This window comes from Streptomyces violaceoruber (genome assembly GCF_033406955.1).
Classification (GTDB): domain Bacteria; phylum Actinomycetota; class Actinomycetes; order Streptomycetales; family Streptomycetaceae; genus Streptomyces; species Streptomyces violaceoruber.
Genome location: NZ_CP137734.1, coordinates 1,940,463 through 1,955,237, shown reverse-complemented (window position 1 = coordinate 1,955,237; position 14,775 = coordinate 1,940,463). Strand labels below are relative to the sequence as shown.

The 14,775-nt window shown below is 72.3% G+C and carries 6 protein-coding genes; 4 read left to right on the top strand and 2 right to left on the bottom strand.

The window, feature by feature from the left end:
- Position 1 precedes the first annotated feature (1 nt).
- From R2E43_RS08465 to R2E43_RS08450, 4 genes are all read left to right on the top strand, one after another.
- Positions 2-724 (top strand): hypothetical protein, encoded by a 723-nt coding sequence (locus R2E43_RS08465; RefSeq protein WP_011030588.1) that lies wholly within the window; start codon positions 2-4, stop codon positions 722-724.
- Entirely contained in the window at positions 691-3,537 is a 2,847-nt protein-coding gene (locus tag R2E43_RS08460) for a toll/interleukin-1 receptor domain-containing protein (RefSeq protein ID WP_332056075.1), read from the top strand. Before R2E43_RS08465 ends, R2E43_RS08460 begins: the two co-directional genes overlap by 34 nt.
- A 439-nt stretch (positions 3,538-3,976) precedes the next feature.
- On the top strand, positions 3,977-4,495 hold the full coding sequence (locus tag R2E43_RS08455) for a transglycosylase SLT domain-containing protein (RefSeq protein WP_093457182.1): 519 nt from the start codon (positions 3,977-3,979) through the stop codon (positions 4,493-4,495).
- A 165-nt stretch (positions 4,496-4,660) separates the two neighbouring features.
- On the top strand, positions 4,661-5,335 hold the full coding sequence (locus R2E43_RS08450; protein ID WP_093457183.1) for a hypothetical protein: 675 nt from the start codon (positions 4,661-4,663) through the stop codon (positions 5,333-5,335).
- 171 nt (positions 5,336-5,506) lie between these two features.
- Here R2E43_RS08450 and R2E43_RS08445 read toward each other — a convergent pair whose 3' ends face one another.
- Both R2E43_RS08445 and R2E43_RS08440 read right to left on the bottom strand, forming a co-directional pair.
- Positions 5,507-7,780 carry a UvrD-helicase domain-containing protein gene (locus R2E43_RS08445; protein ID WP_093457184.1) on the bottom strand — a complete coding sequence of 758 codons (2,274 nt, stop codon included), beginning with the start codon at positions 7,778-7,780 and terminating at the stop codon, positions 5,507-5,509.
- Positions 7,777-14,742: a DEAD/DEAH box helicase gene (locus R2E43_RS08440; protein WP_093457185.1), complete on the bottom strand. Its 6,966-nt coding sequence runs from the start codon at positions 14,740-14,742 to the stop codon at positions 7,777-7,779. Before R2E43_RS08440 ends, R2E43_RS08445 begins: the two co-directional genes overlap by 4 nt.
- Positions 14,743-14,775 lie beyond the last annotated feature (33 nt).

Here is a 14,775-nt window from a genome sequence, read left to right as displayed (position 1 = left end):
CATGTCTCCCAGTTCATCGTCGCCGTGGTTACGTCGACAGTTGTCCCGGCGCGGCTCGGCCGCGGTTCGGTCCGCCCTGCTGATGTCGGCGCTGGCGGCGGTGTTCGTCGCCGGATGCACCGATGGGGGCGGGACGACCCGGAGCGGAGCGGCCGAGGGCAAGCCGACCGCGTCGGCCCCCTCGGACGCCTCGGCCCCCTCGTTTCCGCCGAGCCCGCCGGCCGCCGCCGGATGTGCCGGGGAGATGCTCGACCACCGGGACATCCGGCATCCGGACCTGGGGCCGGTCCGGGTGTTCCTGGTCCGGCGGTCCGGGTCCGACGGGCCGGCCGGATGCGTCGCGGCCGTCACCGGAAGCGGGCGCGCGCTGGCCCCCGTCGAGGTGGACGTCAACTGGAGCATGGAAGACCCGCTGCGATTCGCCGCTCCGGCGACCGACTCGACCAAGAACCTCTTCGTGGTCTACAACCCCGGGCGCTACGACGGGGTGCTGGTGCTCGTACCCACCGCGGACGGATTCGCCGACATCGGCTGGCGCAGCCCGGACGAGCACTACAGCGGCGGCAGATTCGCCTTCTACTACGCGAGGCCGGTCGGCCCCGGAAAGGACGGCGAATACGCGATCGTCCATTACATCAAGGGGTGCGACCCCTCCTGTGCCGAAGGCGCCACCGCCAAGGTGACCTTGCGGTGGGACGGTCACGACTACCTGCCGACCGGTTGATGCGGACGCGCTGGTTGCCACGCGGGCGGGGGCTCGGTTCGGCGTCCGCCCGGCTGCGGTCCGCCGTGGCCGGGCGCGGAACGGTCAGGGCCGAGCTGGGGTACGGCGCCTTCCTGTCCTACAGCGGCGAGCGCGACCGGCGATGGCTGCCTCAGCTGCGGCATGCGATCGAGAAGCAGTCCCGCCCCTGGTACAAGCCGCCGCACATCAGGGTCTTCCTGGACAAGACGGGGGTGTCGATCGGGCCGGAGCTGTGGGGCAAGATCGAGGCCGGTCTCGCCCGCTCCGACTGGCTCGTGGTCCTGGCGTCACCGGAGGCGAGGGCCTCGGTGTGGGTCGACCGGGAGATCGCCTGGTGGCTGGAGCACAAGTCGGTGCACACCATCCTGCTCGTCGTCACAGCCGGGCAACTGGTGTGGGACGAGGAGCGGGGCGACTGGGATCCCGAACGGTCGACGGCGCTGCCGGCCCGGCTGGCGGGCAAGTTCGAGCGGCAACCCGTCTGGAAGTCCGTCGACCCGCGCCCCGACGGCGACGCGGTCTTCTCGACCGACGACGCGGGGTTCTCGCCCGACGTCGACGGTGTCGCCTTCGGTGTCGCGTCCGTCGTGCGCGGCCTCTCCGAGGACGAACTCCGCTCGGAAGGGCTCCGCGACACCCGGCGCAACCTGCGGACGGCCAGGATCGTCGCCACCGCGCTGGGCTGTCTGCTGCTGGTCGCGAGCACCCTGTCGGTGGTCGCGGTCCTCTCCCGTGCCGAGGCCACCCGGCAGCGCGACCAGGCCGTCGTCCAGCAACTCATCACCCAGAGCTCCCTGCTCGCCGAACGCGACCCGTTCGCCGCCCGGTTGAAGGCGCTGGCTGCCTGGCGCATCGACCCTTCTCCGGAGACCCGTTTCGCCGTGCTCGACGCAGCGGTCAATCCGGCGTCCGGAGTGCTCTCCCACTCGGTGCCCGTGGACTCGGTGGCCTTCAGTCCCGACGGCCGGACCGTAGCCTCCGGCGGCAGTGACGGGGTGGTGAGAATCTGGCGGACCGGGACTCAGCGGACGGCGGGGCGTCCACTCATCGGGCACCACCAGGGCATCACCTCGATCGCCTTCGCGCCGGACGGCAGGACACTGGCCAGTTCGGGCTTCGACGGCACCGTCAGACTCTGGGACCTCGCCGACCGCACGCAGATCGGAGCCCCCTTCAACGCGGGCGCCGGGTCGGTTCGTTCAGTCGCCTTCGGTCGCGACGGCAGGACGCTCGTCACGGTCGACGAGGCCGACTCGGGGACCGTACGGGTGTGGGACGTGGCGACCCACCGACAGACCGGGCACCCGCTCGACGGTCCGGGACCGGTGCTCGGCACGAACGCGGACGGCAGCCGGGTGGGCTCCAGTACGTCCCAGGGCGGGATACGGCTCTGGGACACCGCCTCCGGCGCACCGGCCGGGGGAGCGCTGAAGGGCGGCGACGGTGTCGTCACGGCACTCTCCTTCAGCCCCGACGGCAAGACCTTCGCCACCGCCGACCTCGTCGGCAACCTCCGGTTGTGGGACATCGAGGCGAGGGCCCCGGTCGGTGAGCCGATCGCCTCCCCCGCCACGTCCACGGGAGTCAGGGCGATCACCTTCAGCCCCGACGGCGCGATGCTCGCCGCCGCGTACGAGGGCGGCGGCGTGCGGCTGTGGGACCTCCGCCGGCGCGCCCAGGTGGGCGGCCCGCTCCTCGCCCACACCAGTACGGTCGAGTCCGTCGCCTTCAGCCCGGACGGATCGGTCCTGGCCAGTGCGAGCGCGGACACCACCGTCCGCCTCTGGGACGTCCGCACGCTGCGTCAGGCCGGAGCACCGATCGACACGGGAGGGAAAGGGGCGGCGGCGCTCAGCCCGGACGGGCGGTCCCTCGCGGTCGTCGACTCCGAGCAGGCCGTGCGCCTCTGGGACGTCGTCGCACGGCGCCGGGTCGGCGAGCCGCTGGTGCGCGGTGTCTACAGCTTCAGCCCCAGCCTCGCGTTCCGCGCCGACGGTGCCGTGCTCGCGATCGGGGCCGACGGCCTGCGACTCCGGGAGGTGGCGACGCGTCGGCCCGTCGGCGAACCGCTGCTCGGCACGGGCGACGTCGGCGCGCTGTCCTTCGGTCCCGACGGCAGGACCCTCGTCAGCGGCGGTCCGGACTCCGTCCACGTGTGGGACCTGACGGCACGGCCCCCCACCGGCACGGCACTCTGCCCCCGGAGTGTCGGCGTCGCGTTGAGCCCGGACGGCCGCTCCCTCGCCACCACCACGCAGGACGACACCGTGGTGTTCTGGGACATGGCCACGCGCCGCCGCATCGGCGAGACACCGGGCGATCACACCGCCCAGATAACGGCGGTGGCCTGGAGCCCGGACGGCACGACGCTCGCCACCGCGGGCCGCGACGACACCGTCCGCCTCTGGGACGCGGCCACCCGCGAACGGATCGGCGCCCCACTGAGGGGCCACCACGGCGGCGTCACGTCCGTCGTGTTCAGCCCCGACGGGGCAACCCTGGCCACCGGTGGCAACGACCACACGGTCCGGCTCTGGGACGTCGCCACGGAGCGCCCGATCGGCGCTCCGCTGGAGGGCCACGGCGCGGGTGTCACCGGCGTGGCCTTCACCCCCGGCGGAGACACGCTGGTCAGCTGGGCCCAGGACGGCACGGCGCGGCTGTGGAACGTCGAGGCGACAGCGGACCCGGTCCGTTCCCTGTGCGCATGGGCGGACGGCGCCTTCACCACCGACCGCTGGCACGAGGACGTCCCCCCGGGGCCGGCGTCCCGAACGCTGTGCCCGGAGTGAGCGGGCCGCTCATCGGCCTTCCAGGTGACCCCGGTGGGTGACTGCGCTGTCTCATCGAGTGAGATGCCCGTCTCCGCAGAGTGTCGACCGGTGACCGCCGGGTGACCGGCTCTGTGAGGGCGCGCACAGGGCGCACGTCACACAGGGGCGGGGTTAGTAGACGCCCGACGGCTCCCCGCCCCCGTGGTCGGCGGCCGTGCCCGCGAGCCACGCGGCCCGTCTGCGAAGCGGCGTAGTAGGTCACACACTTGTCGCGACGCCGGGGCGTTCCGCAAGGTGTTCGGCGTACCGGGGAGCCGAGCGCCGGGACCGGACGGGAAGAGCCCGTCCGTGATCCAGACACCGGCCCTGATGACGCGAAGCCGCGTCCAACGCGGACACCGCGTCGCCGACCCCCCGTCGGCCTCCCCATCACGTTCCCGAATGGAGAGGTACACCCGTGCACGCCATCCTGCGCCGCCCCGCCATCCGCAAGTCCGCCGTGGCCTCCCTCGCCGCTGCGGGCGCCGCCGCCGTCACCCTCACCCTCGCCCCGAGCCCGGCACACGCCGCCGAGCCGGCCAAGGCCTCCACCGCGCAGACCCAGGCCCAGACCGACAAGATCGAGGCCCTCGTCAAGGCCGGTAAGAAGAAGCACGGCAACGACCTCGAAGGCTGGATCCGCACCGCCCTGGACGTCATGGACGCCAAGAACATCCCGGGCACCTACGAGGGCCTGCACCGCAACATCATGCGCGAGTCGTCCGGCAACCCGTACGCGCAGAACAACTGGGACGTCAACGCCCAGAACGGCATCCCCTCCAAGGGCCTGCTCCAGACGATCCAGCCCACCTTCGACGCCTACCACGTCAAGGGCACGAAGGACTCCATCACCGACCCGGTCGCCAACATCGTCGCCGCCTGCAACTACGCGGCCGACAAGTACGGCTCCATGGACAACGTCGACTCCGCCTACTGACCGGCGGACCCACCGACCGCCTGAGCCCCCGGGACAACCGGTCCCGCGCGGAGGCCGGCGGGGCCCAGGCAGCACGGCGGGGCCGGAGGAACGACAGGTTCCTCCGGCCCCGCCTGCGTACCGCCCGCAGTCCCGGTTCAGCGGAAGTGGGCGCTGCGGGACCTGGTGAGCACGCTGGCACCGCTGGATCCGCAGACGGCCGAGCGTGTCGCCCGGAGCCTCTCCGACGAGGACGAGCGGACGTCGGCCCTGTCGCAGGTCTTCCGGTGCGTACTGAAGACTGATCTGAACGCCGCCGAACGGCTCGCCCGCGCCATGGCCGACGAGGAGGAGCGGGCGGACGCCCTGCACGCCGTGGCCGCCGAGCTGCGCGACACGGACCCGGAACGGGCCCTGGCCGTCGCACGGCGCATCCCCGAGGACTGCCGGACCCTGACCCTCGCGGACATCGCCCAGAGCCTGGCCCCCGAGCACCCAGGGCGGGCGGAGCGGCTGTACCAGGAAGCCGAACGGCTGGCGGCCGAAGTCCAGGACGAGGAACACGGCCTCGCGGCCACGCTGTGGATCGCCGCGGCCGGGGGCTCGGCGGACCCGGAGCGCAGACGGCACGGGCTCCTGGAGTTTCCGAGGGCCGAGTACGTGTCGGGCCTGGTTCTGCTGTCCTCCGGGCTGGTGCGCGCGGCCTGCGCAGGCGCTGGAGCTGCTGGAGGAGTGCGTACGGATGGCCTGCGACCTGCCCGAGGACGACCGGATGTCGGTGCTGGAGGACCTCGTCCTGGTCGGCGCGGAGCTCGATCCGGACTGGGCGGCCCGGGTGGCCCAGGAAGCCTTCGGCCCTGAAGGCCGAGTACCGTCACTACGCTCTGCAGCAGCTGGCCGGCACGCTGGTCGACATCGCCCCCGAGGCGGTCCACGCCATCCGCAAGGAGTACGGCGGCAGTAGCGAAATCGTCGGCGACGCGTTGGTCACCCTGCTTGCCGGACGGCCGGGGGCCTGAGGAGGCCTCACTTTCAGGGAAGCGGCGCCGACGAGGCGACCCACGATTCGTCGAGGAACGGGCTGGGCTTTCCGTGCCAGAAGACGTCCACACTGTCCCGGGCCCGCGTCGCCGCCACGAAGAGCAGGGACCGGGCACGCTGGATCTCGTGCCGGTGACGGACGGGGTCCCTGTCGCGCAGGCTGTTGACGGCCTCGCGGGGCACGAGTCCGTCCGTCACGCCCGCGATGACCATGCGCTGGTATTCCAGCCCTTTGAATCGGAACATCGTGCCGATATGCACCCCGGTGGAGCCGTTCGGGCCGTCGGAGCGGATCTCCACCGAGTCGATACCGTGCACCTTTAGCGTGTAGGCCATCTCGGCCGCCATCTGATTCGTCGGCACGCAGATCGCGATCTGCTCGTGTGGGATGGCCATGTCCGAGTCGGCGTCCCACTCCTCGATGAGCGCGGCCACACCTTCCCGCTCGGAAGCCCAGTCCGGGAAGGCGTGCCCCGCCGGAAGCCCTCCACTGAGCACCGACCGGTAGCCGGCCAGCGTTTCCTCGCTGCCGTCGAGGTCGTCGTACGTGGTCTCGCCCAGCACACCGAGGGCGGAACGCAGGATCTGCCGCGTCGTGCGGTAACTGAGGCTCAGCTTCGAGGACCGTCCGCGGATGTTGACACCGAGGCTGCCCAGCGTCACCTGGTTCTTGTAGATGCGCTGGTGGGTGTCGCCGACCAGGAACAGGTCGTCGGCGCCGCGAGGGGCCATCGCACGCAGCATCTTCCAGTGGGCGGGGCGCAGATCCTGCGCTTCGTCCACCACGATGTGCCGGTACCGGTGGCGCAGCCAGCCCCCTGAGCCGTCCTGGAGGTGGATGTTGTCGAGGCCGCCCGCCTCCTCCCGCTGCCGGGCGATGTTCTGGATGCGCTGTTCGCGGCCGATCTCCAACCGTGCGGCCCGCTCTGCCACCTGGTCCCAGGTCTGCCGTCCGAGCCGGTCCAGCCGCTGGGTGAAACGCTCGGCGAGCTGCCAGATCTCGGCCCGCTCGGCGCGGCCGATGTTCCTGCCGCGTCCGGCGCGCCGGGCCCTGAAGTAGTCGGTGCGGGTGCCGACGGCCTGGCCGAGGATGACCTGCGTCCATTCGTCGTGCAGGAATTCCGCGTCCCAGCCGTCCTCTCCCAACTCGTCCAGCAGCCCGCGCCATTCGCGCACCGCACGGCTGTCGTCGATTGCCTGCTTGCCGTTGCCCGGTTCCGCCTCGCGGACGACGCGCAGGGCCAGCTGGTCGACGTGGCTCACCTCGACCCGGCTCAGCAGTTCCTCGCCGCCCAGCTCCAGAAGCCGAGCGCGCAGGTCGGCGGCGAGGTTCTTGTTGTACGTGGTGAGGAGGACGGGCTTGTCCCGGCCGGGGGGAAGCTGCCGTACGAGATGCCGTACGCGGTGCAGCGCGACGATGGTCTTGCCGGTGCCGGGGCCGCCGCCCACCCGGGCGGGGCCGTTGTAGCGCCGTTCGACCAGTCGGGCCTGGGTGGGGTGTAGGAAGACCTTCCAACGGCCGAAGTCGCCGCTCTCCAGCGCCTCCTTCAAGGCATCGTCGGTGGTGGTGACGACCGTCGCCGGCCGTTGTGCCGCTGCCTCGAAGTCGTCCGGGTCGACCGGTTCGGTGGCGGCCACCGGCCGGGTCACCTGGTCGAGGACGTCGTCGTACGACGCACCGTCGAACAGGGCGAGGAGCACTTCCCCGGTGAGCTGCGGCGCGTACTCAACGAGGCCCAGCAGCTGGTCCTCGGTGGCGAGGGTGCGGATGACGGGCAGCAGGGATTCGGCGACACCGAGGTCCGACAGCTGCTCGTCGGACCAGTCGGCGAACAGGGGCCGTGCCGGCTCGGGCTGCGCCGGCGTGGACGGTTCGGCGCTCGCCGGGGCTTGTGCGGGCGGGGCGGGGAGGCGGCGCAGGACGCTGTCCTCGACCACCTCCAGGTCCACGTACTCGATGCCGCCGGTGACCTGGTTGACGCCGTACGAGAGTCGGCTGTAGACGTCCTTGCGGTGCTTGACGGAGACGATCAGCCAGTCGTCGTCGGCGAGCCGCAGCAGCAGCGCCCGGTACTCGTCGTTGACGCGCGCCGACCAGAGCCTGCTGTCTCCCTTGAGCTGCTGAAGTTTCAGTCCGGTGGTGTGGGGGTTGCTCCGGAACTTGTGCTGGAAGTCGAAGAACGCGCCTTTGACCGTGCGGGGGAGTTTGAGGATCTCCTTGTCCGCCTTGTCGAGCAGGCGCAGTGTGACGCCGGAGGTGTTCATCGCTTCGGCTCCCCGTCCCTGATGGTGTCGCTGTCGTGCCGTCGTTCCGTGAGCCGGGCGATCATCGCCGCCCGATCCCATTCGGCGGCGGTGCGGACCGTCCAGCCTGCCGCCGAGAATGCCTTGTCCCGGTCCTGGGCCTCGTAGTCCGGCTCGTTGCCGTCCGCGCGAGGACCGAGGACCACTCCGATCCTGGCAGCGGGCCACGCCAGCTCGGCCTGCCAGCCGTGACCGTCCAGCTCGTAGCCGTCCTGAGGCGAGGGCACCGCGGCGTCGGCCAGTGCGTGGGCCAGCTCCGTGAGTCCCGGCTCCTCCGGGTCGAGGTACTCGATGACCCGGTCCCAGCCGGGGTCCCGCCCCGGTGTGTCGCCGCCGCGTGCCTCGTCCGCGGAGAATTTCGGCGCGACTGTCTCACCACTGCCCACAGCAGGCACCGCGGGCACCGGGGCGACCCCGACGGGCGCGAGTTCGTCGGTGGGCGAGAGCACCGGCGTACGCGTCGACGTCAGCCAGCCCTCCCCGCCGGTCAGGGCGAGAACCTCGGGAGTGAAGCCGTCGAGCATGCTCGTGGTCAGCTGGGCGCTGTCGCCGCCGCCGCGCTCGAGGAACTGCAGCACGTTGCTCCAGTACAGCCAGGCACGCCAGCGTCGCTTGTGGGCCGGCTCGTCGGCGAGGGCCGTGTCACCGTCGTCCAGGACGGTGAGCCCCGTCCACACGGGAGGGGTGCGTCTGCCGTCGGCGGCCAGCACCAGACGGCAACCCGACGCGTCGGGACCGCAGAGCAGGCGTACGGGTCCGGCGCCCCCGGCCGGCCTGCCGCCACGCAGCGCCGCCCTGAGCCCCTCGCCGGCCTCTTCGCCGGTGAGCGCGGCGGCTCGGACCCCGTCCGCTCCGCTGAGCCCAGCGGCGGCCGCCTCAGCTCGCCGCCTCCAGCGCTCCGGGTCGGGAGAGCGCAAATAGGCCAGCAGAAGCCGGGCCGGGTTGACCCACACCGTCTCGGAGAGCTCACCGGGCAGGCCCCGGCCCACGCGGTCGTAGTAGTCGCGGGCCCGTTGCTGTCCGGCCGCGCCGTACGGCTCCCACACGGGGTCTGCGGTGCCCGCTCCCGCGTACCCCGTGTCCTTGATCCGCTGCCGCCACTCCTTCACGTCGTGGTAGGTCAGCTGGAACACGCGAAGGCCCTCCGCCCGGAGCCTGGTGCGCTTCATCGCGTCGTCCGCCAGCCGGTTGTGCTCACGGGTGGCGTGGTACGCGTAGCCGTCGAGGTACAGGGCGACGCGCGGGCCGGGGGTGTCCAGCCGTTCGAGGAGTATGTCGGGCCGGGTGCCGTCCAGGGCCCGCTGCTGGGAGACGCGCCAGCTGACGGTGGTCCCGTCGGGCGCTGTGAGCCGCAGGTCGAGGGCGTACGTACCGGCGGAGGTCGTGTACGTGTCCGCCGCGGCCCTCGACTCGGCCAGTTTCGCCCAGTCCTGGAGAGTGTCGATGAAGAGGATCTCCAGGTCGCTCTCGGCCTGCCGTTGCAACGGGATGTGACGGGTCGTCGCCACCGGCGAGGTGCGCCACCCTGCACCGTCGGCGCCCAGCAGCTCGTCCAGCATCTGGCGGACCTCGCTCCGGCTGACCTTGTCGTAGTCGGCGGCCGGCACGCGCCGCAGCAGGCACTGGTGGCAGCCGTCGAGCCCCTTCTCGCGGCAGGCACAGCGCTCGATGACGTCCCGTGCCTTGAGCAGTACGTCCCGGAAGCCGTCGGCGGAGGACAGCCGGTGCAGGTAGCCCGTGCCGCCCGGCAGCCGGTCGTAGACGACGAGGAAGCGCCTCGGCCAGTCCGCGTCCAGGTCGTCCCCGTGGTCGGGCATGGTCGCCTCGGCGATGTCGATGTGGTCGGGATCGCCGCCGTAGCGAGCCGCGATCCCCACGAACAGGGCGGCGGTGAACGACGCGAGCCGCTCCTTGACGCGTGCCACCGAAGCGGGCAACAGAATGCGCACGGCCTCGGTGGTCAGTTCGTGGGCGAGCAGCAGCGGCACGTCCTGGCCCCTGCCCTGCTGTTCGCCCGCACCGGTGACGGGCCTGCGGACACGGCGGCGCGCGCACCACAACTGATGGTGCTGCGCGGCCGGAGTGCTCGACGCCAGCGACTCGGTGAGGGCGTGCTGCGGCGTGTCCACCACCGGCCGGCCGTCCGCCGTGGCGCCGCCGCACTCGGTGCAGACGTAGAACGGGTTGAGCCGTACGTCCTGGCCGGCCAGCGACACCGTGCTGCTGCCGTCCTCGCGGTCCAGCCCGAGGTTCAGTGTCCGGATCGTGGCGTGGCGGGTGAAGTCCACGCCGAACACGGCGCTGTCGTGCCGCCAGGAACCGGGCGCCAGACGGTCGGGGTCGATGTCGACGGTGGTGAGGACCGCGTAGCGCCTGTGGTCCCGCTCGTCGCGGTCGTCGCGGACCCGGGCGTCGTCGCGCTTGTCGCGGGACAGGACCCGCCTGGGCCGCAGGACGCGCTGGACGCACCCGGCGTCGGCGATCTCCCGGCCGTGACAGCGCGGGCACGGATCGGTGTTCTGCTCCGCGTTCTGCTCCTCGGTGCGGACATATCCGCAGGCGGGGCAGAGCCGCCACACCGACCAGGCGCGGCGCTCGGGACTGCCGATGTCCAGGGCGCGCACCACGTGACGGTAGCCGTTGACGTAGAAGCTGTTGCCCGGGGCGAGTTCGGTCAGGGCCGGCTTGCGGGACCGTTCGTAGTCCCGCGTCTCACTGCGGTACACCTTGCGGACGGTGCCCTGCTCGGCGGCTTGGGCCCCGGCGGTGTCGTCCTCCTCGCCCGGGGTCTCCGTCCAGTACAGCGTCGCTTCCAGCCGGGTGGTGGTGTCCGTCAGGCTGTAGTTGGGCAGCAGCCCGAGGTCCACCAAGGTGGCGTGGGCGCTCGACTGGCTCAGCTCCCGCAGCAGGTCGCCGGCACCCCGCCGCTCGGCGAGCAGTTCGCGCCGCTCCCGGGCCTGCGACTCGTCGGACTGGGCCAGTTGCTCCGCGGCTTCGTCGATCGCCGCGATCCTGCGGCGCAGCTCCTCACGCCGCCCCGTCCAGTCCTCCTCGGCTTCCTGCAACGCCCGCGCGATCCCGCTGGTCGCGTACGCCCGGAGTTCCTCCGCCGCGTACGCGGAGACGCCCGCACCGTCAGGACCGCCGGAGTCCCGCACGTCGCTGCCGTCGGGGAACAGGGCCAGGAAATCCTCCACCAGTGCCGCCCCGTGCGTTCGCGCGGCGTCGGCGAGGTCCTCGCACCACCCGCTGGTGCCGAACAGGGCGGAGGACAGCCGGGGGAGCGGAGCCAGCACCTCGCCGTCGGAGGTCCGCAGCTCGCCGCGGGCCGCCAGGTCCAGCAGCCGCGCCGTGTACTGGCGGCGCAGGATCTCCACCGCAGACAGGTAGCAGCCCGGCGGAAGGATGGTCCCCGCGATCATCTCGCGCGGTTCGTCCAGGTAGTACAGGTCGCGTGCCTTGCGTCCGCCGAACGTGACGACCAGCGCGTTGCCCGTGCGGCGTCCGGCGCGTCCGGCCCGCTGGACGTAGTTGGCGGGGCCGGCGGGCAGGGAGCCGAGGAGGATGGCGGACAGGTCGCCGATGTCGATGCCGAGTTCCAGCGTCGGGGTGCACGACAGCACGTTGGGGTCGGTGTAGTGCGTACCCGCCTTGAACGCCCTTTCCACGCGCTCCCGTTCGGGGCGGCTGAGCATGCCCGTGTGCTCGGCGGTCACCACGCGGAACGTGCCGCCCGTCAAGTAGAGGCGGCGGTAGTAGTCGCGGGTGTAGTCCCGCTCAGGTACGAGGGGGCCCGATCCGAACCGGGACACCTCGGCCTCGGCCGCGGACCGGTCGGTGTGGGGTGCGGTCAGCCGGCCCTTGCACCGGTAGCGGGGGCACGGATGCCCGTACCAGCGGGTCCGGCGCTCGGGCGCCACGACCTGCTGCCAGCGGCAGTCCTCGCAGGCGACGAAGGCCTTGTTGACGACGGCGTCGTCGAGCAGCCGCACCTCGATGTGGCCCGGCTGCAGCCCGTAGACCCGGGTCTGCCGGTCCCGGGCGGTCCGCACCGAGAGGACGCCCGCGTCGGCGAGAGCGGGCAGCAGTCTGCGCAGGTACTCGGTGGCCCCGGCCGCGTCCAGGTCGAGGCATCTGCGGGTCCAGTCCTGGTACCACCCCAGGCGTCCGGTGAGGGAGTCGAACTCGGTCCTGTCCTTCTGCCCGTCCAGCAGGAACCTCGGCGGGGCTACCCCTTCGGGGAAGGCGGGCATGCCGTCCGGCCTGCGCCCGGAGATGAGGTAGCGGTCGGCGCCGGCTTCCTTGATCCACGTGTCGAGCCACCGGTGCCGCACCGCGCCACGCAGCCGCAACCGCTCCAGCAGCCCCCGGACGTACGCGAGATACCGCTCGGGCGTGGGCAGTCCGCCGACCGCCAGCAACTGGCCGGGCAGCGACAGGTGCAGGTCCCGCGCCAGGTCCGTGACCCGCTCCGGGTCCGTCACGGCGACCTCGGCGGCGGCGGTCCGGGTCAGCTCCAGGGTCCGGCCCATGCGGCTGCGCAGCCCGAACTCCATCACCGTCGCGAACGCGAGCCGTTCTCCGATCAGCCGCCAGGTCCGCGCGTCGCCGGTGCCGCGGCCGGACAGCAGCCGGTCGACGCCCGGCTCGTCATGCAGGTCGGGGGGAACGACGGCGGCCAGCGCCTCCGGGTCGTCCACCGAGTCCAGGACGTGGCCGATCAGGTCGTTCAGCGCGGTCGGCGCGCCGGACTCGTCCAGGTTGTGGGCGAGCAGTGAGCGCAGCGAGAACTTGTACGAGGCGTTGGCGACGTATCCCGCCCGGTGTGCCGCGTCCTGCGTGGAGTCGTTGAACAGCAGCGTCTTGCGCTCCTCCGGGACGAGCGCGATGTCACCGCCGGTGAACAGCTGGGTGACCGTCGCGGAGGCGAGGGCCGCCCGGGCCGTGCCGAGGAAACGGATGCTGTTGTCGGTGTGGCAGGCCGGGCAGCGGTCGTCCTTGGCGGCCCGGTCGGCGGCCTTCTTGTCGAGCACCGCCAGCGCGAACCAGGCGTCGACGAGATCTCCGTCGTCGTCCCCGGCGGCCGGCAGTCGGTAGGTGCCCTGCCCGCCGTCCAGCACCACCACCGACAACGGGTCGACGCCACCGTCCGAGGGCCGTGCACCGGTCAGCGCGTCGAGGGCCTGCCGTCGCTCGCGGGCGGTGGCGGAGATGAAGTAGCGCAGGCGCCGCTTGTCCCGGCCCACCCCGGCCCGCCAGATCCGGTCCTGGGCCATCACCAGCTGCTGCGGGTCGGCTTCCGGGGACAGGGCGGCCCACCCCGATCGCCCGCAGTTGCGGCAGTACACGGCGGGCAGGTGCACCTGGGCCGGGCGCGGTGCGGTGTCGGCGCCCGGCAGCGGCGTGCCACTCGCCGACGACGGATAGCCGCCGGACGAGGCGTCCGGGTCCTCGTCACCGGGCGGCGCGGCGTTGAGAGCGGCCCGGCGGGCGGCCGTGCGGTCGTCCTCGTACCAGCGGAACTCGGGGGTGCGGCCCACCCCGCGCAGCACCCGGGTCACGGGCCGCACCCACAGGTGCGCCTCGATGTGCAGCAGGGGCCGGGGCCGGCGCTCGTCGGAGTCCGGGTCGCGGGCGGCCGACAGCAGCGCCACGAACCGGGACAGCGCCTGGAGTACCAGTCTCGGGTTCTCCCGCGCCGTGCGGCCCCAGGAGTAGCCGAACCGGGCGAGCCGGTCCCGCAGCGACCACTCGTCCACCGGATCACCGCTGAGCAGCGATAGCGCACCGTGGGTGAAGTCGTGCCGTTTCAGCAGCCGCCCGACGCGGAACGCGTTCAGGCCGGAGCGGCCCAGCATCCGGGTGGCGAGCGCGTCCAGGTCCAGCAGGTCGGGGCGGGCCTCCACGTCCGGTCCGCCGGACACCGCCACGACCTCCTGGGGGCTCGGCGGTTCCGGCAGTTCGTAGTCGACGGCGCCGGTGAACTCGTCGGCGGTCATCCGCTCCTCGCCGATGACGGCGTCCGCGGGGAACGGCATGCCGAACACCCGAGCCGCGACGTCGAGGATGCCCCCGCTCTCCTCGGCCTCCTCGCCCGGCGCACCCTCACCCAGCGTCGCCGAGGTCGCCACCGGGCAGATCGACCCCAGAGGCCTGCCGGGCCGGGACGCGCCGGTGGCGGCGGCCAGCCGGCGCAGCAGCATCGCCACGTCGGTGCCCTGGGCGCCGTCGTACGTGTGGAACTCGTCCAGGACGACGTACGCGGGCTCGGCGCCGTCCCACAGGCTGCGGTCCTCGCCCCGCTGCAACAGCAGGTCGAGCATCTTGTAGTTGGTGATCAGCACGTCGGGCGGCGAGACGCGCATCTCCTCGCGTCGCGTCATCACCCGCCGGAAGTCGGTGTCGGGTCGGTCGCCGATGTACAGGCCCGCCGTGACCTGGGCGAGCTCCGGCCGTGCCAGGTACTCCCCGATACGCCCGGCCTGGTCGGTGGCGAGCGCGTTCATCGGGTACAACAGCACGGCCTTGATCCCGGCCCGCCCCTCGGCCTTCTGCCGCCGGCAGTGGTCCAGTACGGGGATCAGGAAGGACTCGGTCTTGCCGGACCCGGTGCCGGTGGTCACCAGCGTCGGCTGGGCGGGCCCGTGCAGCGTGGAGAGCCGCGCCCACGCCTTGGCCTGGTGCCGCCACGGGGCGAACCCCGGAAAACCGGCCGACCACTCCAGCTCCCGCTGCCAGCCGTCGTCGGCGAGGTGGAACGGCGTCCTGATCCGCAGGTAGGGCCCCCGGAAGATACCGGTCTCGGGATGCCCGAGGAAGCGTTCGAGCGCGCCGCGGGTGTCTTCGTCGGCGAGGGCGTACGTCGTCGTGAGGTACTGCGTCAAACTGCCGCGGAGCTGCGCGGCGGCCATGGTGGGCTTCACGACGGTCCCCCTTGCATGCCGGTGCCCTGATGA